Raw genomic sequence first — 23,072 nt, 5'->3', positions numbered from 1 at the left:
AAAGTATAAAAAATTCTGTCATCTTAGTGAGGTGAGCATATTGAATGTAATAAATTGTGAAAAAGTGAAACGAGATGAGTTTCATACAGAAAAGTACTATGAGAGTTATAGCATCTTTGGCGCACATATTGTGACGGAAGATGAGATGCGAGGGGTACGATTTACAGTATGGGCTCCTCATGCGAAAGCAATGAGTGTTGTTGGCGATTTTAATGAATGGGATTATGAGCAACATAAGATGCTACAAGAGACAGAAGAGGGAATTTGGTCCTTGTTTATACCGCATATTGAAGAAAGAGAAATATATAAATATGCGATTGAAACGATGGCTGGTGACGTCATTTTTAAGGCAGATCCGTACGCTGTATATGCAGAAGTAAGACCGAATACGGCATCTGTAGTTTTTGATATGAAGGGATACGAATGGAATGATAAAAACTGGAGTCGTAAGAAAAAGAAAAAGCCGGTTTATAAAGAAGCGATGACAGTTTATGAATTACATTTCGGTTCCTGGAAGAAGAAAGAAGATGGAACGCTGTATTCTTATAGGGAAATGGTAGAAGAACTCATTCCGTATGTGGTGGAACATCAATTTACACATATTGAAATCATGCCGCTTGTTGAGCATCCATATGATCGTTCTTGGGGATATCAAGGGACGGGATATTATGCAGCAACGAGTAGATTCGGCACACCACATGATTTGATGTATTTTGTCGATGAATGTCATAAATATGGAATCGGTGTCATTTTAGATTGGGTGCCGGGGCATTTTTGTAAAGATGCTCACGGTCTATATTTGTTTGATGGGACACCGACTTATGAATATAAAGATAAGGATGTACAAGAAAACCAAGTATGGGGAACTGTCAATTTTGATTTAGGAAAAAGGGAAGTACGTAATTTCTTAATTTCAAATGCGTTATTTTGGATGAGATATTTCCATATTGACGGTTTCAGGGTGGATGCAGTTGCGAATATGTTGTACTGGAATAAAGAAGGACAGGAGCAAAGTAATGAGCACGCTGTTTCATTTTTACGAGAGTTAAATGAAGCGGTATTTGCAGAGGATGAAGACTTTCTTATGACAGCAGAAGATTCAACAGCTTGGCCACTTGTAACAGCTCCAACTTATGAAGGTGGACTTGGATTCAATTACAAATGGAATATGGGCTGGATGAATGACGTGCTGAAATATATGGAGTGTGCACCTGAATACAGGAAGTATATTCATGAGAAAATAACATTCTCTTTACTATATGCTTACTCTGAAAACTTCATATTACCGCTTTCTCATGATGAAGTCGTTCACGGGAAAAAGTCGTTATTAAATAAAATGCCAGGAGATTACTGGGATAAGTTTGCTCAGCTTCGTTTATTATATGGATATTTATTTACTCACCCAGGAAAGAAATTACTTTTCATGGGAGGAGAATTTGGGCAGTTTGATGAGTGGAAAGACCTTGAAGATTTAGATTGGAATTTACATGATTTTGAAATGCATCGTTATATGCATGATTACTTTAAAGAGCTCATAGCATTGTATAAGCGCTCAAAACCACTTTGGCAGCTTGATCATTCACCTGAAGGATTTCAGTGGATTGATGCTAATAATAATGAGCAAAGTATTTTCTCGTTTATTCGCCAAGGAGATAAACAAGAAGATGCGTTAGTTGTCGTATGTAATTTTACGAAAGCTACATATGAAAACTATAAAGTAGGTGTACCAGATTTCGAGTATTATAACGAGATTTTAAACAGTGATGCGGAGCAATATGGCGGCTCGGGGCAAGTGAATAAAAAACGTCTTAAGGCGACTCTAGAACCGTACCATAATCAAGAGGCACATGTAGAAATTACAATTCCACCATTTGGCGTATCCATATTACGACCAGTGAAGACTAGAAAGGGGAGCAAAAAACAAGATGGCTCAAAAACAAAAGTGCGTAGCAATGTTACTAGCAGGGGGAAAAGGTAGTCGTTTAAGTGCATTAACAAAAAATTTAGCCAAGCCAGCTGTTCCATTTGGTGGTAAATATCGCATTATTGATTTTACGTTAAGTAATTGTGCGAATTCTGGTATTGAAACGGTTGGGATTTTGACGCAGTATCAACCGCTCGAACTTCATAATTATATCGGAATCGGCAATGCTTGGGATTTAGACCGAGTAAACGGTGGAGTCACAGTATTACCTCCTTATGCGGAGTCTTCAGGTGTGAAGTGGTACACAGGTACGGCAAGTGCCATTTATCAAAACTTAAACTATTTAAGTCAGTACGAACCAGAGTATGTCCTTATTTTATCAGGCGATCATATTTATAAAATGGATTACAGTAAAATGCTAGATTACCATGTTGAGAAAGAAGCGGACGTTTCGATTTCTGTTATTGAAGTGCCTTGGGATGAAGCGAGTCGCTTTGGCATTATGAATACGAATGAAGAGATGGAAATTGTTGAGTTTGAAGAGAAACCGCAATTTCCAAGAAGTAATCTTGCATCAATGGGAATCTATATTTTTAACTGGGCAATTTTGAAAGAGTATTTAGAAATGGATGCAAGAAATCCTGAATCTAGTAATGATTTCGGAAAAGATGTACTTCCGCTTTTATTAGATGAAGGGAAGAAGCTAATGGCGTATCCGTTTGAAGGATATTGGAAAGATGTTGGAACAGTGAAAAGCTTATGGGAAGCGAATATGGATTTACTTCGCGATGAAACATCATTGAATTTAAATGATCGTAACTGGCGTATTTATTCTGTCAATCCAAACGAACCGCCTCAATATATTGCGGAAAAGGCAAAAGTGGAAGAATCATTGATTAACGAAGGGTGCGTCATTGAAGGGGACGTGAAGCATTCTGTCTTATTCCAAGGGGTGACGGTGGAAGAAGGTAGTATGGTTATTGATTCCGTCGTTATGCCAGGAGCGAAGATTGGGAAAAATGTTGTGATTGAAAGAGCAATTGTTGGATCGGAAATGGTTATTGAAGATGGAACAATCATTCGTCCAGAAAAAAATGTTGACGATGTAGTATTAATTGCTGAAGGGAAATAGAAAAGGGGGATGAAATGAATGGGAGAAAAAATGTTAGGAATTATTAATGCAACGGGAAGTTTTACTTCCTTACAGAAAGTAACAGGGCATCGTTCACTAGCGGCGCTACCGTTTGGGGGCCGTTATCGACTCATTGATTTCATGCTTTCCAATATGGTGAATTCTAATATTCATAGTGTGGCGGTTTTTACAAGCCATAAAAACCGTTCGTTAATGGACCATGTTGGTTCAGGGAAACAGTGGGATTTAGATAGAAAACGTGACGGATTGTTTTTATTCCCACCAAATTGCCAATGTGACCAAGATGAGTTTGGATCTTTTGCACATTTTAGAAGACATATTGATTATTTTCTAAGAAGCAGAGAAGAATACGTTGTTATTACGAATAGCCATCTCGTAACAGCATTAAATTTCCAGGCGGTGTTAGAGCGGCATATACATACGGCAGCTGATATTACTGAAGTTTGCCATGAAGGGGTTTCGCTTCAAACATACGTGTTAAAGAAACAATTATTGTTAGATTTATTTGAGACATATAAAGATGTGGAGCAATACAGTTTATTTGATGTAGTGAGAGAAAAGCGCGGAAAATCACTGCATATTGCTACGTATGAGCATACAGGATATGTAGCTATTATTGACTCGATTGAAAGTTACTATAAACATAGCTTAGAAATTTTGCAACCTGCTATTTGGAAGCAATTATTTAAGAAAGAAGCACCGATTTTTACGAAAGTAAAAGATGAGCCACCAACTCGTTACCTAAAGGGTGCAGTCGTGAAAAATACAATGATTGCAAATGGCAGTATTATTGAAGGGGAAGTAGAAAACAGTGTTGTTTCCCGTTCTGTTAAAATTGGAAAAGGTTCAATTGTTCGTAATAGTATTATTATGCAAAAGAGCCAAATTGGAGATAACTGTATAATAGACGGTGTTATTATTGATAAAGACGTGAAAATTGGTGACGGTGTCGTTTTAAAAGGAAACACCGATGAGCCGTACGTTGTAGAAAAAGGAAGCATTCAAAACAGTACGATTAATAGTTATTCTTGAAGAATCAGTGGGGGTCTTTCCTCCACTGATTAAAGTTTTAATTTAAATGAAAACTCGAAGGGAGGAAGCTGCAAGAAGAGTAATATATGCTTTTCGAGCAGTGGGACAACAAGTGAATATTTTATTTGCAGTATCAGAATGTGTACCGTTTGTTAAATCGGGAGGATTAGCTGATGTAGCAGGTGCGCTCCCAAAAGAGCTTAAAAAATTAGGTGTGGATGTACGTATTATACTTCCGAATTATAGTCTTATTCCGCAAAAATTAAGAGATGGATGTACGCTTCATAAAGTAATTAACGTTCCTCTTGGCTGGAGAAATCAATATTGCGGAATTTTAAAAGGTGAGCAAGACGGGATTACGTATTATTTAATAGACAATGAATATTATTTTAAGAGGGATTCTTTGTACGGTCATTATGATGACGGAGAGCGTTTTTCTTATTTTTCGAAGGCAGTTTTAGAGTGTATTCCGCATCTTGATTTTGAAGTGGATGTTCTTCATAGCCATGATTGGCATACCGCTATGGTTAATTTCTTACTTCGCGAAAAGTATCAAGACAACCCATTATATGAGCGTATTAAAACGGTATATACAATTCATAACTTGCAGTTCCAAGGTGTATTTTCTCCTGAAGTGATGTACGACCTGTTAGAGCTTGGTGATGAATATTTTCATAGTGAACAGCTAGAGTTTTATGGAAATGTGAACTTTATGAAAGGCGGTATTATCGCTTCTGATCAAATTACAGCGGTTAGCCCGACATATAAAGAAGAAATACAATATGAGTTTTTCGGTGAGAAATTAGATGGATTGCTACGAAAATATAATGATAAGCTGAGTGGCATTGTAAATGGAATTGACACGAGCGTATATAACCCAGAAACGGACTCGTATATTACAGCTCAGTATGATGCAGAGTCATTATATGAAAAAAATGAAAATAAACGTGCATTGCAGCGTTATTTTGGTTTGCCAGAAAAAGAGGATACACCAATTATTGCAATGGTCACGAGATTAACGAAACAAAAAGGTCTTGATTTAGTACGTACTGTATTCCGTGAAATAATGGAAGAAGATGTACAATGTATCATTTTAGGATCCGGTGATTCAGAATACGAGCAGTTCTTTGAATGGATGGCATATGAGTATCCAGAGAAGGTGAAGGTATATATCGGATTTAATGAGGAGCTTGCGCATCAAGTGTATGCGGGAAGCGATCTATTTTTAATGCCGTCACTGTTTGAACCGTGTGGACTTGGACAACTTATCGCATTAGCGTACGGTACGATTCCGATTGTAAGAGAAACAGGTGGATTAAACGATACTGTACAATCTTATGATGAAGAAACAGGAGAAGGAAATGGTTTCAGTTTTACGAACTTCAATGCACATGACATGTTGTATACGGTTCGCCGTGCAATTGAATTTTATCACGATAAGCCGGTATGGGAACAGCTTGTAACACAAGCGATGACTGAAGATTATAGTTGGGAGAAATCAGCTCTTGCTTATAAGAAATTGTATAAAAGTCTCATGGAATAACATGTAGGTGGTGAAAAAATGTTTACTCATGTTGAAAGTTTCAAATCAGCCTTTCTAGAAAAGTTAGAGACGATGTATGGGAAAAGTTTCAAAGACTCTACAACTCGTGATCAATATAATACGCTTGGGTACATGGTACGTGAGTATATGAATAGTCAATGGATTGCAACGAACGAAAGCTATCGGTCTGGAGAGCAAAAGCAAATGTATTACTTATCCATTGAGTTTTTACTTGGACGTTTGCTTGGAAGTAACATCTTGAATTTAGGTATTAGAGATGTATGCGAGCAGGGGTTATCTGAACTAGGGATTTCATTGCAAGAGTTAGAAGAAGTGGAAGCAGATGCAGGTCTTGGAAATGGTGGGCTTGGACGTCTAGCAGCCTGTTTTCTTGATTCACTCGCATCTTTAAACTTACCAGGACACGGCTGTGGGATTCGTTACAAACATGGCTTGTTTGATCAAAAAATTGTTGATGGTTATCAAGTTGAGTTTCCAGAACAATGGCTTCTTCATGAAAATGTATGGGAAGTAAGAAGGCATGATCAAGCTGTAGAAGTAAGCTATTTTGGCAGTGTGGAGCCGTTAGAAATGGATGGACGTTTAGAGTTCAGGCATACGAATGCAGAAGTCATTATGGCGGTACCATATGATGTTCCAGTAGTTGGCTATGAGACGAGTACTGTAAATACGCTTAGGCTTTGGAATGCTGAACCAGTTCCTTTCCCGCAAAACTGCAAAGATATTTTGAAATATAAGCGTGAAACAGAGGCGGTATCGGAGTTTTTATATCCAGATGATACGCATGATGAGGGGAAAATACTTCGCTTAAAACAACAGTATTTCCTCGTATCAGCAAGTTTACAAAATATCGTTCGTACGCATAGAGAAAGATATGGTGACCTTCGTCAATTACATGAAAAAATTGCGATTCATATTAATGATACACATCCGGTTTTAGCGATTCCAGAACTGATGCGTATTTTATTAGATGAAGAAAAACTAGCATGGGAAGAGGCTTGGCACATAACGACGCAAACGATTTCTTATACGAATCATACGACGTTATCAGAAGCGCTTGAGAAGTGGCCAATTCACATTTTTAAACCGTTATTACCGAGAATTTATATGATTATTGAAGAGATTAATGAACGTTTCTGTCATGAACTTTGGGAACGTTATCCGTACGAATGGCATCGCATTGAAGATATGGCGATTATTGCACATGATCTTGTGAAAATGGCTCATTTAGCAATTGTCGGTAGCCATAGCGTAAACGGTGTAGCAAAAATTCATACGGAAATTTTGAAGCAACGTGAAATGCGATTGTTTTATGAGTTTTATCCAGATAAGTTTAATAATAAGACGAATGGAATCGCTCATAGACGTTGGTTAATGAAGGCAAATCCGCAGCTGACGAACCTTATTTCAGAGGCGATTGGAACAGAGTGGAAGAAAGAACCGATTAAGCTGCAGGCGTTGCAAACAGTTCAATATGATGCGAGTTTCCAAGAGAAATTTGCAGAGGTAAAACAAGAGCGTAAAGAGATTTTAGCGGAGCGTATTCATAATAAAATGGGGATTACAATTGATCCAAATTCTATTTTTGACGTGCAAGTAAAAAGACTGCATGCTTACAAGCGACAATTATTAAACGTTCTTCATATTTTATATTTGTATAACCGTTTGAAAGAGGATACTAGTTTTACATTTTATCCGCGTACTTTTATTTTTGGAGCGAAAGCATCACCTGGCTATTATTATGCGAAAAAAATTATTAAATTAATTAATGAACTCGCAAGGAAAGTAAATAACGATCCGTACGTAAGCCAATATATGAAAGTTATCTTTCTAGAAAACTATCGAGTTTCTGTAGCGGAAGATATATTCCCAGCGGCGGATGTAAGTGAACAAATTTCAACTGCGAGTAAAGAAGCATCAGGAACAGGAAATATGAAATTTATGATGAATGGTGCGATTACACTCGGCACATTAGACGGAGCTAATATTGAAATAAAAGACAGGGTCGGTGATGATAACTGTTTCATTTTCGGTTTAACGGCGGAAGAGGTTCTTCATTACTATCAAAATGGTGGATATCGTGCAAGTGATTATTATCACCACAATATGCATATTAAAAAAGTAGTAGATCAGTTAACGAATGGTTTCTTTGCACAGTCGGGAGCTGAATTTGAAGCAATTTACGATTCTCTTGTTATTCAAAATGATGAATATTTCGTTTTGCGAGATTTTGGTCCATATGCGGAAAGGCAAGAAGCTGTAGGGCGTACTTATGAAAATCGAACGAAATGGCTAGAAATGTCGATTTTAAATATTGCACAATCAGGTCATTTTGCGAGCGATCGAACGATTTTGCAGTACAGTAATGAAATTTGGGGTATTGGTAATACGGTTAAACAACATTAAGTAAAAGTCCCTTTTGAAGGGACTTTTACTCATTATACAGAAGTGTGGTGAATGGCATATGAAGGGTATGTATGAACAAGGAGATTTAAAAACAAATAGATTAATTTTAACGAAGATACATGGTGCACATGCAGCTGATTTATTTGAAGTATATTCTAATGCGGAAACAGCTACATATGTACCGAGGGAAGTACATAAAACGAAAGAGGAAACTCATCGTTTATTAGAAAATATGTTTACAACGATACGAGATGGTAAGGCTCTTATATGGTCTATTATGCTGAATGATAACCAAAAGGTAATTGGAACATGTGGAATATGGCTTATGCCACATAATAGTGCATCGATTGGAGCTGTAATTAGCCCAACATATTGGGGGAAAGGAGTTATTGTTGAAGCGTTAGAACAAGTTATAAAAGTTGGTTTTCAAGAATTAAATTTGAATCGTATTGAAGGGAGATGTAGTGTGAAAAATGTAGCTTCTGAACGTGTGATGCAAAAATTAAAAATGGTATATGAAGGTACATTGAGGCAAAATGTAAAAATGAATAATACGTACAGTGATTCTAAAGTGTATTCGCTTTTAAAACAGGAATACGATTGCTTCGCAAAGTAAACCGAGCTAAATGAGACTAAGCTCGGTTTACTTATTTTGCTTAAGAAAGAAATGGGATAGCGGTATAGATTATGCCTGTTCCACCATATTCTCCTGTCGCAAAGTATGAAAATGTAAAGAAACCTGTAACCGAAAAAATTACAATGAGAAAAAGTGCAAAGATAAACTTTAACATGTAAGGTCCCCTCATCCAAAAGTAAATTCATATATTATTATAGTATACGAATGTATAATTTCCAATTGTTTACTGGTTAAAAATGAGAAGTCAGACATGTTTTGTATGTTGTCATGGAATGATTATTCGTAATAGATTTTGTATTTTTTGTAAATGTCATATTGTGATGAACGTGGGCATATTCCCAATCACGATCATTAAAATTTATGTTTCGCGGAGGGAGAAGTGGAACGACATCGAATAAATTTACAAAACGAAAGCTACTAGCTACTTGTAGTTTATAATAATTTCGAAAAGCGATATCTCCTACTTTTGGAGAAGCGAATGTATAAAGGCCATACTGTGCGAAGGCAGTATTGATACGTGCATCTAATATGTGTAATGTAGCAAGCGCACCACCTAAACTATGTCCGGTAGCTAGTAGTTTTTTATGGGCTGGCAATGATACGAGCATATCCATAATAGAATCTCGGCAAGATTCATAAATAGAAAGAAAGCCGTTATGGACATTTCCGCTGTTTAAAGCATATGGGTATGGCTTTTGGTTGACGAGTGAATCGATAATCCAGTCTGTATCTGTTTGTGTGCCCCGAAAAGCTACAATAATTGTATCCTCAGATTCTAATATGAATCCAAACCATTCTGTCATTTGAATGGTTTTTCCTTGAAAACCTTGTACATATTGAAAACCATCTGGTATTTCAAAAATCCCATTTTGTTTATATTGTTCATACGTTAACTCACAACAAGAAGCTAACAATATGGCAGTGTCTTTATCAAAGGATAAAGGAGTACGCATTAAGGAAGCCCTCCTTAAGAAAAGGTATGGTTAAATATATGCAGTGAGGGACTTGATTCATTCTTTTTGAGGGTTTTGAAAATGAGGATGGAACATTTAGTTATATGAGGGGGGAGGGGAAGCGTAGTCCACCTAAATAAAAAGCGCCCCATAAGGGCACTTTTACTCTTTTCCATCTAATAAACGACCAAGTCCACCTAAAACACTGCCTTCACCGGTGCTTTGAGCTGCTGGACTCGTAAGGCGTGCTGCTAAGCGGCTAAGTGTTAAGGACTGAATCCAAACCGTTCCAGGACCTTCTAGCGTTGCGAAGAATAAACCTTCACCGCCAAATAGAGCTGTTTTTACTTTTCCTACAAATTCAATATCATAGTTAACGTCTTTTGTCATGGCAACGAGACAACCTGTATCAATGCGAAGTTTCTCACCGGGTTTTAATTCGCGCTTATATACAGTTCCGCCTGCATGCATGAAAGCTAGACCATCACCTTCAAGTTTCTGCATGATGAAACCTTCACCACCAAAGAAACCAGTTCCTATTTTTTTAGTAAACTCAATTCCGATAGAAACACCTTTTGCAGCACAAAGAAACGCATCTTTTTGGCAAACTATTTTCCCTTGATATTCTGTTAAATCAACAGGAACAATTTTACCAGGATAAGGAGCAGCAAATGAGACGTGGCGTTTGCCGTGACCTGTATTTGTAAATACAGTCATAAACATGCTTTCACCTGTAACAAGACGCTTACCAGCCCCCATTAATTTTCCGAATAGACCGTTAGATGGTCCAGAACCATCACCGAAAATTGTCTCCATTTCGATGTAGTCTTCCATCATCATCATTGCCCCAGCTTCTGCGATAACACTCTCTTCTGGATCTAATTCAATTTCAACGAACTGCATATCGTCACCGTATAACTTATATTCGATTTCATGTGCCTTCATTTTTTTCACCTCATATGTAATATATATTTATATTGTACAGAATTTAATAGTATTAGAATACTCTAGTTTTGTTAATTTTCAAATAAAGTAAGGAGATGGAAATTCAACATTATATTAAAATTATAAAAAAATGATGGAATGAAAGTGTTCTCATTTGACGTTTTTCATATAGCGTGATATAGTGAAAGCACTATTGAGCTACATAATGTGGTACGGAAATAAAGCACGTTGTATTAAAGGCTGTAAGCTTGTTATACATTCATGTCCTTTATATCCACCTTTTCATGTGGATTCATAGTTTCATTTTTATTTAGGAGGTACATGACATGCAAACAGGTAAAGTTAAATGGTTTAACGGCGAAAAAGGTTTTGGCTTCATCGAAGTTGAAGGCGGAGAAGACGTATTCGTACATTTCTCAGCTATCCAAGGCGAAGGCTTCAAAACTTTAGAAGAAGGTCAAGAAGTTTCTTTCGAAATCGTTGAAGGAAACCGCGGACCACAAGCAGCTAACGTTACAAAAAACTAATTAGCTAGCGATAAAAAGCATTCCGAATTTCGGAATGCTTTTTTTTATCCCATAAACGTCCGAAGGGTGTGGGCTAATAATTAGTGGGGGATGGTCCCCACACTAATTAAAGTTTCACTTTACTCTTTGGAACTAGATTCATTTGAAGATAATTCGCCTTTGAAGGTACGCTCTTCAAAGTCATCAAGCATTTGTTCATACTCTTCATGTTCTTCTGTGGCGAAAACTTGTGGGTTTTTTCCATAGATATCTGTACCGATAAAGTTTTCGAAATCCTCTACATATCCAACATTCTCTTCACTATTTACATACATACCATTATAATTTTTTGAATCTTGTCTTTCTAAATCAGACGGTGTTTCAGACGTTCCATAATTTGCGACATCTTGCCACGCATCTTCTGCATCGTACTCAACAGAATGATCTTCATCGTGCTTATGGAAAGAAGGAGCCAATACTTCTTCTTCAACTGGACGGGTCTCCATATTTAATTTATTTGTCGCGTGCTGTATGCATGTTGTAGCAGTCGGCATTGCTTCTAATCTTTCAAATGGAATTTCCACGCCAGACACTTCACAAATACCGTACGTACCTGCTTCTATTTTTTGCAAGGCATGTTTCGTATCCTCTAGCTGTTTATGCCAAAGCTCAATAAGCCCGAAATCTTTTTCACGTTCATATAGCTCTGTAGCCATATCACCTGGATGGTTATCATAGCTAGACAATTCTCCGACGGAATCGCGTTCAGAGGCACGATTTTCATTTTCATGAGTTTGTATTGTTTGCTCTAGTTCTTGTTTTTGTTTTTCTAAAACGGATTTAAATTGATTTACTTGTTGTGGAGTTAACATTGTCATCCACCTTCCTACAATTCAGTTTCTTTACATAGTATGAGCGTTGAGAGTAGGAATTATGAGATGAATTTCAGCTCTGAAATCGGTATATAAAAAAGAGCAGCATAAGCAGCTCCTTTTAAAGGAAATATCCAAGTAATAATCCGATTCCCATGAGGAGACCGAAGATTGTATTTGTTTTTGCTGTTGAAATCATCGCAGGTACCATTTCCATTGGAATGCTTTTGCCGATAAAACCTTTCGTCGCTTTAAATGCTTTCGGTGCACTTAAAAATACGATCAGCATCCATGGTGATACGATGCCCACGATAATTAAAGCAATTGTCCAAATGTAGGAAACGATGAACATAGAAGCAAGTACACCAACGGCTCTTTCACGTCCAACGAGAATTGCTAACGTTTTACGACCGTTTTCTTTATCGCCATCTAAGTCACGGATGTTATTAGCTAGTAAAATGGCACCAATTAAAATGGAGCTTGGAATAGATAGTAAAATGACTTCTGATGTTACAGTTCCAGTTTGAATAAAGAATGAAATCCCGATAATAATGACACCCATAAATAATCCTGCTGTTAACTCTCCAAATGGTGTGTAGGCAATTGGAAGTGGGCCGCCTGTATAAAGGTAAGCAACGGCCATACAAACAAGACCGATTGCAGCAAGCCACCAGCTAGAATTCATACAAATATAAACGCCTAATAGCATTGCGATGCCAAAAAATCCAAATGCTAAGTTAAGCACTGTTTTTGGCTGAATGCCATCGCGAACGATAGCGCCGCCGATACCGACTGAACCTTCGTGATCGAGTCCTCTTTTATAATCAAAGTATTCATTAAACATGTTTGTTGCTGCTTGAATGAGAAGACAAGCAAGAAGCATCATAAGGAAAAGAGGGAGATGTATTTGATTTATACCTCCGACCTGCATCGCATATGCTGTTCCGATGAAAACAGGAACGAAAGCTGCTGTTAATGTATGGGGGCGTAGTAAACTCCACCAAATGCGCCAGCCTGTTTGTTTACTTGGCTTTGGCGCCGTAGGAGAGGAATTCGTTTCGACGTTCATTTCCATGTTGAATCCTCCTTAGGTCACATATTGTACACAATTAAGTGTAGAAAAAGCATCATTTAGTGTCAACGTTTATTTTCTAGGAAGAGAAGGTGAATTTCTCAGAAATGCTAAACGTTGACAGGCCTTTCGTTTGAGGTGTATCTTAAAATCAAGCGTAATTATGACTATTTTTCGCCCATAGGGGGGAGACAATTGTGATTCAAACGAAACAAAAAGGCTTGCAAGAAGTTCTTAGTGCGGCCATTAAGCGTGTAAAGAATGAAAAAACATTAGTTAGTTTTGTCAAACAAATAGACTGGGTGGATCCACTTCTGTTTTATGCAGCAGGAAAAAGGACTTCATTCGAAAATAGATGTTATTTTGCAGACCCAGCTCAGCATGTAATATTTGCAGGAATTGGCTCTGTTTTCACTATAGCAAATTCTTCTCATAAGCGCTTTCAAACTGCTCGTGATGAGTGGGAGAAAGTAAAAGAGAATGCATTTGTGCAAAGAGATGAATATGAATTTGGAACAGGTCCTCTTTTATTTGGTGGGTTTTCATTTGATCCAGAAAAAGAGAAAACAGACCTATGGAAAGAATTTAAAGATACAACATTTTCACTACCCGCATTTTTATTAACTGTAAAAAATGAAAAAGCGTGGTTAACGATGAATACATTTGTTTCAGAAACAGATTGTGCAGAAACTCTTTATAACGAAATGATTTCTTTAGAAGAGAAAATTTTTGGGGAGAGTAAATGTGCGCTAGAAGGATCGAAATTAATTGTTACTTCTAAAGTAGAAGTTGATCCGAAAGGCTGGATGAAAGCAATTGAGAAAGTGCAAGATGAGATGAAGCAGGGTAACGTGCAGAAGGTTGTATTAGCGAGGGAGTTAAAAGTAGAGGTGAATCATTCTATTGATTCTGCTCTTGTTTTAGAAGCGCTTCGCATTGGGCAACCGGATTGTTACGTATTTTCTTTTGATTATAAAGGAGCATGTTTCCTAGGAGCGACGCCAGAGAGATTAATTCGCAAAGAAGATGAGAAGTTTACGTCGATGTGTCTTGCTGGTTCAATCGGTCATGGTCATTCTATAGAAGAAAGTAAACAAAATGGTAATGCGCTTCTTCATGATGAAAAGAATTTAGCTGAACATGGTTATGTAGTGAACATGATTCGCGGTGTATTAAATGAGCATTGCAACGTCGTTAATATTCCGGAAAGTCCGGGTTTATTAACAACGAAAAACTTAATTCATTTATATACGCCTGTAGAAGCAAAAGGTGATGTGAGTCTTTTAACAATGGTAGAAGAATTACATCCAACACCAGCTCTTGGCGGGACACCTCGTTTGGAAGCGATGAAGCTCATTCGTGATGTGGAATTGTTAGACAGAGGACTGTACGGTGCACCGATTGGGTGGATAGATGATGAAGGAAATGGTGAATTTGCGGTTGCGCTTCGCTGCGGATTATTAAATGGCGAGAAAGCATCCTTATTTGCCGGTTGTGGGATTGTAATTGATTCTGTACCGCAACTTGAATATGAAGAAACAAGTTTGAAGTTTAGACCGATGCTTGGTGCTTTGGAGGAATTAATGAAATGAACAATCATATAGAAGCATTATCATATTATTTAGGCGCGTTCGTGGATGAACTGACGCGTCTAAATGTATGTGATGTTGTCATTAGTCCAGGCTCACGGTCAACGCCGATTGCTTTACTAATGGAACAACATGAAGGAATGAACACATATTTACACGTAGATGAAAGATCAGCAGGATTTTTTGCGCTTGGTATCGCAAAAGCAAAAAAACGTCCTGTTGCATTATTATGTACGTCAGGAACGGCAGCAGCGAACTATTACCCAGCTGTATGTGAAGCTTTTCATTCACGAGTGCCGCTTATCGTCTTAACGGCAGATAGACCGCATGAATTAAGAGATGTCGGTGCGCCACAAGCGATGAATCAAATTAATTTATACGGTACGTTTGTGAAGCAATTTACAGAGATGGCAATTCCAGAAGCGAGTGAAGCGATGTATCATTATGCTCGCATGACGACGCAGCGCATGATAGCAAGCGCACTTTTAACGCCGCAAGGACCTGTTCATCTTAATTTTCCAGTGCGTGAACCGCTTATCCCGGACTTTTCATTAGAAAGTTTATGGGATAAAGGACGCGGGGAATATACAGGAGTAGTTCAGCAAGGGAACGCGGTGATGCCGAGTGAATATGTAGATTCTCTTGTAGGGCGCCTTTCACATATGGAAAAGGGGCTTATTATTTGTGGAGATGATAGTCATTCAGAAATCGCAGCGTTTGCAGCACAATTAGCTGAAAAAACAGGATATCCAATATTAGCGGATCCACTTTCTAACATTCGTAGCGGACATCACGATAAAACGATGGTAATTGACTGTTACGATACATTTTTACGAAATGAATTGTTAAAAGAAACGTGGAAGCCAGAAGTGATGATTCGCTTTGGTGGTATGCCTGTTTCGAAAGCATTAACGCAGTTCATTAAAAAACAGACGAAAGCTGTTCATATCGTTGTTGACGAATCTGGACAATGGAGAGATCCAGCTCTTGTTGCGACAGAAGTTGTACAGGCAAATGATATTGCATTTTGCAGTGCATTAATAGAAAAAATGCCAGTTATGAAAAAGAATGATTGGTCCCGAATGTGGCAACATATAAACGAAAAAACGAAGGAAACGCTTCGTGAAATGGAAACATATGAAACTGCATTTGAAGGAAAAGTCATTACAGATATCGTACGCGTATTACCAGATGGGGCAACGTTATTTGCGAGTAATAGTATGCCAATTCGTGATACAGATTCATTCTTCTTCACATCAGATAAAAACATTCAGGTGATGGCAAATCGCGGTGTAAATGGTATCGATGGAATCATTTCAACAGCTTTAGGCGCGAGCGTTATTTGTGATCCGCTCGTATTAGTGATTGGTGATTTATCATTTTATCACGATTTAAACGGTTTATTAGCCGCAAAATTACATGAATTAAATATAACGATTGTCGTTGTAAATAATGATGGCGGGGGTATTTTCTCATTCTTACCACAGTATGAGAAAAAGGAACATTTTGAATCATTATTTGGAACACCGATTGGGCTTGATTATGAACACGTTGTTAAAATGTACGGTGGTTCATTTAGCCGTGTAAATGGTTGGGAGCAATTCCGAGAAGAGGTACAAAAGGGAACGAGGGCGGAAGGTTTACACGTTGTGGAAATTTGTACGAATCGTGATGAGAACTTAACATTGCACCGTACATTATGGGCAAAAACGATGGACGTGATTACTACATCTTTACAAGGTGAATCACGATGAAAGTAACGCTGCAAGGTGTATCGTATGAATATGAAGTAGTCGGAAGCGGTGAACCACTTCTACTTCTTCATGGTTTTACGGGAAGCATGGAAACGTGGCGTTTTTTCGTTCCTTCTTGGAGCGAGAAATTTCAAGTCATTTTAGTAGACATTGTTGGGCACGGAAAAACGGAAAGTCCTGAAGCTGTGACGCATTATGATATTCGAAATGCGGCATTACAAATGAAAGAGCTGCTAGATTACCTTCATATTGAAAAAGCGCACATACTCGGCTATTCAATGGGCGGTAGGCTGGCGATTACGATGGCATGCCTATATCCAGAATATGTACGTTCTCTTTTATTAGAAAATTGTACAGCTGGGCTTGAAAGTGAAGAGGCTAGAAAAGAACGTCGTGAAAAAGATGAGCGACTTGCTCATAAAATTGAGCGAGAAGGCATCCGAAGCTTTATATCGATGTGGGAAAATATTCCGCTGTTCGAAACGCAAAAACGTTTAGCAGAAAAGGTACAAGAAGCAGTGCGAAAAGAAAGGCTTGCTAACAATCCAAAAGGGCTCGCAAATTGCTTGCGAGGTATGGGAACAGGGGCTCAGCCTTCATGGTGGAATGAGCTACATAACTTAAAAATGCCTGTTCTTTTAATGAACGGTGAGCATGATGAAAAGTTCTTTCGCATATTAAAAAATATCGAAAAATGCGTCTCTGACGCGAAATTTGTCAAAATTGATGGTGCTGGCCATGCAATTCATGTGGAACAACCGGAAAAGTTTGATACAATAGTAAAGGGATTTCTAAAAACTATGCAGTGATGCTTTTTTCAGTTAAGAATGAAGTTACACTTATAGAGGAGATCAGAAATATACAAGGAGGTAGTTGTAATGGCTATTGAATGGGTAAAAGAAGGCAATTACGAAGATATTATTTATTCAACATACAATGGTATCGCAAAGATTTCGATTAACCGCCCTGAAGTACATAACGCATTCCGTCCTAAAACGGTAATGGAGTTAATCAACGCTTTTGCACACGCTCGTGATGATGCAAATGTTGGCGTTATCATTTTAACAGGTGAAGGTGGACGTGCATTCTGTTCTGGCGGCGACCAAAAAGTTCGCGGTCATGGTGGATATGTAGGTGACGACCAAATCCCACGTCTAAACGTATTAGACTTACAACGTCTAATTCGCGCAATTCCTAAACCAGTTATCGCAATGGTAGCAGGTTATGCAATCGGTGGTGGACACGTACTTCATATCGTATGTGACTTAACAATCGCTGCAGACAACGCTGTATTCGGACAAACAGGTCCTAAAGTAGGAAGCTTTGACGGTGGATACGGAGCTGGTTATTTAGCTCGTATGGTAGGCCACAAGAAAGCTCGCGAAATTTGGTACTTATGCCGTCAATATAGTGCTGAGGAAGCACTTGATATGGGCTTAGTAAACACAGTAGTACCATTAGAAGAGCTTGAAGCAGAAACAGTACAATGGGCACAAGAAATTTTAGCAAACAGCCCAATGGCACTTCGTTTCCTAAAAGCTGCATTCAACGCAGACACAGACGGTCTAGCTGGTATTCAACAACTAGCTGGAGATGCAACGTTATTGTACTACACAACTGACGAAGCAAAAGAAGGTCGCGACGCATTCAAAGAAAAACGCAGTCCGGACTTCGGTCAATTCCCTCGTTTCCCGTGATCAAACCAAAAGCGGAGCCGACTGTTTAGCCTCGTAGGCTAAGGTTCTTTCGCACAGAAAGTGTTTTTTACTTTCTCGTGCGGAAGGTTCTTAGACGGAAGGGGCTAGGAGGCGCAGCTAGATGTGATCAAAAGCGAAAGCGGCTCGCTTAGAATGTGAGGGGGATGGAGCTCCTGACGTAGAGGCGCTTTTTGCCTCGTAGGAAGGCGTGAAACGACCGACTGTTCTAGCCGCTGTAGCTAGATGGAATCAACCGGAAACAAAACAACTAAGAGACTTGATGTCATATCAAGTCTCTTTCTTTCAGGAAAGGAGAATGTATGATGGAAACTATGCCAAATTGGTTAAAGCAACGTGCATTTTTAACACCAGATCGCACTGCAATTGAAATAGAGGATGAAAAGGTTACTTTTATGCAGCTGCATGAAAAAGTAGTATCTGTTTGTGAACGTCTCACGCATGTTGGAGTGAAGCGTGGACAAAAGGTGGCTGTTCTGATGAAAAATGGTATGGAGATGATTACAGTTATTCACGCCCTATCTTACGTAGGTGCAGTAGCTGTGCTTTTAAATACGCGTCTTTCAAGAGAAGAGCTACTTTGGCAAATGGATGATGCTGAAGTTGTTTGTTTAGTGACGGATCAAGATTTTGAGACTACAGATGTTCCTGTATATTCATTCGCTGAAGTGATGAATGGATCGAAGGCGGAAGCATCTATACAGGAAGAATTCTCTTTAGAAGAAGCGATGACAATTATTTATACGTCTGGGACGACAGGGAAGCCGAAAGGCGTTATTTTAACGTACGGTAATCATTGGGCAAGCGCAGTCGGTTCTTCGCTTAATTTAGGGCTTCGTGATGATGATTGCTGGTTAGCTTGTATGCCGATGTTCCACGTTGGCGGGCTATCCCTGTTAATGAAAAATATTATGTACGGTATGCGCATTTTACTCGTTCCGAAATATGATGCTAATTTTATTCATGAAGCACTTCAAACGAGAGGCGTTACGATTATTTCTGTCGTTTCTAAAATGTTAACAGATCTTTTAGAGCGACTTGGAGAAGAGACATATCCCTCTTCTTTACGATGCATGTTACTAGGTGGAGGGCCAGCGCCGAAACCGTTATTAGAAACGTGTGTAGAAAAAGGAATTCCTGTGTATCAAACGTACGGTATGACAGAAACGTCTTCGCAAATTTGTACGTTATCAGCAGATTACATGTTAACGAAAGTAGGATCAGCTGGAAAACCACTATTCCAATGTCAGCTTCGTATTGAAAAAGATGGCGTAGTAGTGCCTCCACATGCTGAAGGAGAAATTGTTGTAAAAGGACCGAACGTAACAGGTGGCTATTTTAACCGTGAAGATGCGACGCGTGAAACAATTCAAAATGGCTGGCTTTATACTGGTGACCTCGGTTATTTAGATGAAGAAGGATTTTTATACGTATTAGACCGCCGCAGTGATTTAATTATTTCTGGGGGAGAAAATATATATCCAGCTCAAATTGAAGAAGTGTTACTATCTCATCCAGCAGTAGCAGAAGCCGGTGTTGTCGGTATGGCTGACGAAAGTTGGGGACAAGTGCCAGCTGCTTTTGTTGTAAAAAGCGGAGAGGTAACAGAAGAAGAAATTCTTCATTTTTGCGAGGAGAAATTAGCGAAATATAAAGTGCCGAAGAAAGTGTGTTTCTTAGAGGAATTACCACGAAACGCTTCGAAAAAATTGTTAAGACGAGAGTTAAGACAATTAGTGGAGGAGATGTAGGTGGAGATAAAAAAAGCGACACTTTATATAACGGAAATGCCACTCGTAATCCCGTTTGCTGCAAGCTACGGAACTTACGAAAGGCGTGAGAGTATCGTCGTTGAATTAGAAGATAAAGATGGATACGTTGGTTTTGGTGAAGTCGTTGCTTTTTCTGAACCGTGGTATACGGAAGAAACGGTGAAGACAGCACTGCATGTACTTCAGGATTTTTTAATACTGGATTTATTGGAAACTGAAATTTCTCATCCGAATGAAGTGCCGAGTTTGTTCCAGCATATAAAGAGAAACCGAATGGCAAAGGCCGGAATAGAAGGGGCTGTTTGGGATTTATATGCGACGCGTCAAAAGAAACCGCTAGCGACATTGCTTGGCGGAAAGAAGTCTGAAATTGAGGTCGGCGTTGTAATCGGGATCAATACGATTCCGGTTATGCTAAAACAAATCGAGAAGTACGCGGAAGAAGGATACGAGCGTTTTAAAGTGAAAATAAAGCCAGAGCATGATTACGAATTATTGAAAGAAATTCGTAAAGAGTTTCCGAATATCCCGTTAATGGCTGATGCAAATTCAGCCTATACATTAGCGGATACGGAGAGGCTGAAACGACTAGATGAATTTCAATTGCTGATGATTGAACAACCGCTAGCGGATTACGATTTTCTTGATCATGCACAGCTGCAAAAGAAAATTGAAACGCCGATTTGTTTAGATGAAAGCATCCATAGTTTAGAAGATGCGCGCGTTGCGATTACACTTGGCAGTTGCCAAATTGTTAACATTAAACCAGGACGAGTGGGCGGATTAACAGAATCTATTCAAATCCATAATTATTGTATGGAGCATAACATACCAGTTTGGTGCGGCGGTATGGTAGAGATGGGCATATCACGAGCACAAAACGTCGCGCTTGCTTCATTGCCGAACTTTACGATTCCTGGTGATATATCCGCTTCTAGTAGACATTGGGAGCAGGATATTATTTCGCCGGAAGTGATGCTTAAGGGCGGGAAAGTGATTGTACCGCAAAGTGTTGAAGCTGAGTATGAAGTAGACCGCAAGAGACTGGATGAAATCACGAAGCAGCGGATTGTGTTTGAGCGGTAAATGGAAGTTTCGTTAGGCTGTCCGCAAATAGCGAGAGGGTTTTGTCGTTAATTGTCGGTAAGTCGATATATTTCAATAATCGCTGATATAATTCGAGTTACGGTCGATATAATTGGAAAATCGCCGATATAATTCAAGTTATGGTCGATATAATTTCATTTACTAAGGCTACTCAAACTGGTAGCCTTTTTTGTATTGTACAAATTGGATAGACTAGTTTAAAATCGAGCGTATAAAGGGGGAGTAAGATGAAGCGCATTTCAATTTTGATAGCTGATGATGAGGCAGAAATTGCTGATTTAATTGAGATACATTTAAAAAAAGAAGGGTATCATGTTGTGAAAGCAGCCGATGGAGAAGAAGCGGTGCATATTATTAAAACGCAGCCAATTGACTTAGTGGTTTTAGATATTATGATGCCGAAAATGGATGGATATGAAGTGACGAGACAGATTCGCGCCAAATATCATATGCCGATTATTTTCTTAAGCGCGAAAACATCTGACTTCGATAAGGTGACTGGTCTTGTACTAGGTGCGGATGATTATATGACGAAGCCTTTCACACCAATAGAACTAGTTGCACGTGTAAATGCACAACTGCGTAGGTTTTTTACGTTAAATCAACCGAAAGTAGCGGAAAGTAAGTCTGCTTTAGAGATTGGCGGAGTCATTATTGATCCTGAGCGCCGAACGGTAAATGTATATGGAGAGCAAATTGAGTTAACACCGAAAGAATTTGACATTTTATATTTATTAGCGAGTCATCCGAAGAAAGTGTACAATGTGGAAAATATTTTTCAGCAAGTATGGGCAGATGATTATTATGAAGGTGGAAATACAGTTATGGTACATATTCGTACGTTACGGAAAAAGCTTGGGGAAGATAAAAGAAAGGATAAGTTAATAAAAACAGTGTGGGGGGTAGGTTATACTTTCAATGGCTAACATGATGAAAAGCTTTCGTTTTAAAATGATTGCCTTATTTGCGTTAAGTATGGTGCTTGCAGCAACTGTAACTTATATAATTTATAAAGGATTGCAGCTGTATTATAAAAAGATGGTTCGCTACGAAGAGCCTTTAGCGCAATTTCGATCAATGGTAAGGGAATTTGGGGACATTAACTTCTTTTTAATTTTCTTTATTCCGTTATCTATTATCTTTTTCTTCTTTTTGACAAAACCGTATTTAAAATACTTTGATGAAATTTCTAATGGGATTCATCATCTTGCGAACGGTAACTTTACAAATAAAGTTCAAGTTTCATCAAATGATGAGTTTGGAAATATCGCGCGCGAAATAAATGTTGCGAGTGAAAAGTTAAAAGAAGCTGTGGAAAGAGGCGACTTTGCTGAAAGTAGTAAAGATCAGCTCGTTGTGAATTTAGCTCATGATTTAAGAACGCCATTAACATCCGTGTTAGGATATTTAGATTTAATTCTTAAAGATGAGAATTTGACGAAGGAACAAATTAAACATTTTTCCACGATTGCATATACGAAATCACAAAGGCTGGAAAGTTTAATTGATGAGCTATTTGAAATTACACGTATGAATTATGGCATGCTAAAGCTGGATAAAAAGCCTATTGATATAAGTGAGTTGCTTATACAGTTAGAAGAGGAATTATATCCGTTATTAGAGAAACATCATTTAGAAGCTAGATTGCATGTTGATGCTCATTTACCGATGCACGGTGATGGAAAATTGTTAGCTAGAGTATTTGAAAACTTGTTAACAAATGCTGTTCGATACGGATATGATGGACAATTTGTTGATATGAATGGGTATGTCGATAATGGAGAAGTTGTCGTGCAAGTTATGAATTACGGAGATAGCATTCCAGAAGAAGATTTACCGTATCTATTTGATATGTTTTATACAGGTGATAAAGCGAGAACCGAGAACCGTGGCGGGACAGGCCTTGGACTATTTATTGCAAAAAATATTGTCGAGCAGCATAACGGTACGATTTCTGCTGAAAGCAATATAGTTAAAACGGTATTTGAAGTGAGATTGCCAAAAGACGAGAACGTAACAATTTAATAAAAATTTAAACTTTACCCCACTTTTTATTTTAATAGTTTTTTCT

At 38.4% G+C, this 23,072-nt stretch carries 20 protein-coding genes; 15 read left to right on the top strand and 5 right to left on the bottom strand.

All coding sequences use genetic code 11. The features are described from left to right. The first annotated feature begins 40 nt into the window (after positions 1-40). From glgB to JDS98_RS11145, 6 genes are all read left to right on the top strand, one after another. Positions 41-1,978: a 1,4-alpha-glucan branching protein GlgB gene (glgB, locus tag JDS98_RS11170; RefSeq protein ID WP_098911457.1), complete on the top strand. Its 1,938-nt coding sequence runs from the start codon at positions 41-43 to the stop codon at positions 1,976-1,978. Then, the gene (gene glgC, locus JDS98_RS11165; RefSeq protein WP_000057608.1) at positions 1,926-3,056 is read left to right on the top strand and encodes a glucose-1-phosphate adenylyltransferase; all 1,131 of its coding nucleotides are present in this window, start codon (positions 1,926-1,928) and stop codon (positions 3,054-3,056) included. The genes glgB and glgC overlap by 53 nt, the downstream gene beginning before the upstream one ends. A gap of 18 nt (positions 3,057-3,074) precedes the next feature. After that, positions 3,075-4,109 (top strand): glucose-1-phosphate adenylyltransferase subunit GlgD, encoded by a 1,035-nt coding sequence (glgD, locus tag JDS98_RS11160; protein ID WP_000504178.1) that lies wholly within the window; start codon positions 3,075-3,077, stop codon positions 4,107-4,109. Between the two features lie 112 nt (positions 4,110-4,221). After that, positions 4,222-5,652, top strand: a complete 1,431-nt coding sequence (gene glgA, locus JDS98_RS11155) for a glycogen synthase GlgA (RefSeq protein WP_002106619.1) — start codon at positions 4,222-4,224, stop codon at positions 5,650-5,652. 18 nt (positions 5,653-5,670) lie between these two features. After that, on the top strand, positions 5,671-8,079 hold the full coding sequence (glgP, locus tag JDS98_RS11150) for a glycogen phosphorylase (RefSeq protein ID WP_000494069.1): 2,409 nt from the start codon (positions 5,671-5,673) through the stop codon (positions 8,077-8,079). Between the two features lie 58 nt (positions 8,080-8,137). Next, positions 8,138-8,695 (top strand): GNAT family N-acetyltransferase, encoded by a 558-nt coding sequence (locus JDS98_RS11145; protein ID WP_097837519.1) that lies wholly within the window; start codon positions 8,138-8,140, stop codon positions 8,693-8,695. 40 nt (positions 8,696-8,735) lie between these two features. On the opposite strand, the gene JDS98_RS30465 is transcribed toward JDS98_RS11145, so the two are convergent. The 3 genes from JDS98_RS30465 to JDS98_RS11135 form a co-directional block, all read right to left on the bottom strand. Next, the gene (locus tag JDS98_RS30465) at positions 8,736-8,870 is read right to left on the bottom strand and encodes a hypothetical protein (protein WP_000911069.1); all 135 of its coding nucleotides are present in this window, start codon (positions 8,868-8,870) and stop codon (positions 8,736-8,738) included. Positions 8,871-8,946: 76 nt separating this feature from the next. Next, positions 8,947-9,669, bottom strand: a complete 723-nt coding sequence (locus JDS98_RS11140) for a lipase family protein (RefSeq protein WP_001260116.1) — start codon at positions 9,667-9,669, stop codon at positions 8,947-8,949. Between the two features lie 162 nt (positions 9,670-9,831). Continuing rightward, positions 9,832-10,614, bottom strand: a complete 783-nt coding sequence (locus tag JDS98_RS11135) for a TIGR00266 family protein (protein WP_000643604.1) — start codon at positions 10,612-10,614, stop codon at positions 9,832-9,834. Positions 10,615-10,940: 326 nt separating this feature from the next. Between JDS98_RS11135 and cspD the strand changes: the two genes are divergently transcribed. Beyond that, positions 10,941-11,141: a cold-shock protein CspD gene (cspD, locus tag JDS98_RS11130; RefSeq protein ID WP_001193053.1), complete on the top strand. Its 201-nt coding sequence runs from the start codon at positions 10,941-10,943 to the stop codon at positions 11,139-11,141. Positions 11,142-11,260: 119 nt separating this feature from the next. On the opposite strand, the gene JDS98_RS11125 is transcribed toward cspD, so the two are convergent. Beyond that, positions 11,261-11,992 carry a yteA family sporulation protein gene (locus JDS98_RS11125; protein ID WP_000957399.1) on the bottom strand — a complete coding sequence of 244 codons (732 nt, stop codon included), beginning with the start codon at positions 11,990-11,992 and terminating at the stop codon, positions 11,261-11,263. Positions 11,993-12,113: 121 nt separating this feature from the next. Beyond that, positions 12,114-13,067 (bottom strand): 1,4-dihydroxy-2-naphthoate polyprenyltransferase, encoded by a 954-nt coding sequence (locus tag JDS98_RS11120; protein WP_000425759.1) that lies wholly within the window; start codon positions 13,065-13,067, stop codon positions 12,114-12,116. 194 nt (positions 13,068-13,261) lie between these two features. Between JDS98_RS11120 and JDS98_RS11115 the strand changes: the two genes are divergently transcribed. The 8 genes from JDS98_RS11115 (at position 13,262) to JDS98_RS11080 (ending at position 23,026) form a co-directional block, all read left to right on the top strand. Then, complete coding sequence (locus JDS98_RS11115) at positions 13,262-14,656, top strand: isochorismate synthase (RefSeq protein ID WP_000616758.1); 1,395 nt, start codon at positions 13,262-13,264, stop codon at positions 14,654-14,656. Continuing rightward, positions 14,653-16,407 carry a 2-succinyl-5-enolpyruvyl-6-hydroxy-3-cyclohexene-1-carboxylic-acid synthase gene (gene menD / locus JDS98_RS11110; protein ID WP_199633892.1) on the top strand — a complete coding sequence of 585 codons (1,755 nt, stop codon included), beginning with the start codon at positions 14,653-14,655 and terminating at the stop codon, positions 16,405-16,407. The genes JDS98_RS11115 and menD overlap by 4 nt, the downstream gene beginning before the upstream one ends. Beyond that, the gene (menH, locus tag JDS98_RS11105; protein WP_199633891.1) at positions 16,404-17,216 is read left to right on the top strand and encodes a 2-succinyl-6-hydroxy-2,4-cyclohexadiene-1-carboxylate synthase; all 813 of its coding nucleotides are present in this window, start codon (positions 16,404-16,406) and stop codon (positions 17,214-17,216) included. Before menD ends, menH begins: the two co-directional genes overlap by 4 nt. A 69-nt stretch (positions 17,217-17,285) precedes the next feature. Next, the gene (gene menB, locus JDS98_RS11100; RefSeq protein WP_098911454.1) at positions 17,286-18,104 is read left to right on the top strand and encodes a 1,4-dihydroxy-2-naphthoyl-CoA synthase; all 819 of its coding nucleotides are present in this window, start codon (positions 17,286-17,288) and stop codon (positions 18,102-18,104) included. Positions 18,105-18,427: 323 nt separating this feature from the next. Then, complete coding sequence (locus JDS98_RS11095) at positions 18,428-19,873, top strand: o-succinylbenzoate--CoA ligase (RefSeq protein WP_142345857.1); 1,446 nt, start codon at positions 18,428-18,430, stop codon at positions 19,871-19,873. Then, positions 19,874-20,980 (top strand): o-succinylbenzoate synthase, encoded by a 1,107-nt coding sequence (gene menC / locus JDS98_RS11090; RefSeq protein WP_199633890.1) that lies wholly within the window; start codon positions 19,874-19,876, stop codon positions 20,978-20,980. A gap of 248 nt (positions 20,981-21,228) precedes the next feature. Next, on the top strand, positions 21,229-21,927 hold the full coding sequence (locus tag JDS98_RS11085; RefSeq protein WP_000822514.1) for a response regulator transcription factor: 699 nt from the start codon (positions 21,229-21,231) through the stop codon (positions 21,925-21,927). Further along, positions 21,920-23,026, top strand: coding sequence for a sensor histidine kinase (locus JDS98_RS11080; protein WP_199633889.1), 1,107 nt, complete (start codon positions 21,920-21,922; stop codon positions 23,024-23,026). Before JDS98_RS11085 ends, JDS98_RS11080 begins: the two co-directional genes overlap by 8 nt. Positions 23,027-23,072: the final 46 nt, after the last annotated feature.

The sequence above is a fragment of the Bacillus cereus group sp. N11 genome, assembly GCF_016483605.1.
In the GTDB taxonomy this organism is placed as follows: domain Bacteria; phylum Bacillota; class Bacilli; order Bacillales; family Bacillaceae_G; genus Bacillus_A; species Bacillus_A toyonensis.
The sequence above is the reverse complement of the archived record's forward strand: the minus strand, read 5'-3'. Positions and strand labels throughout refer to the sequence as shown.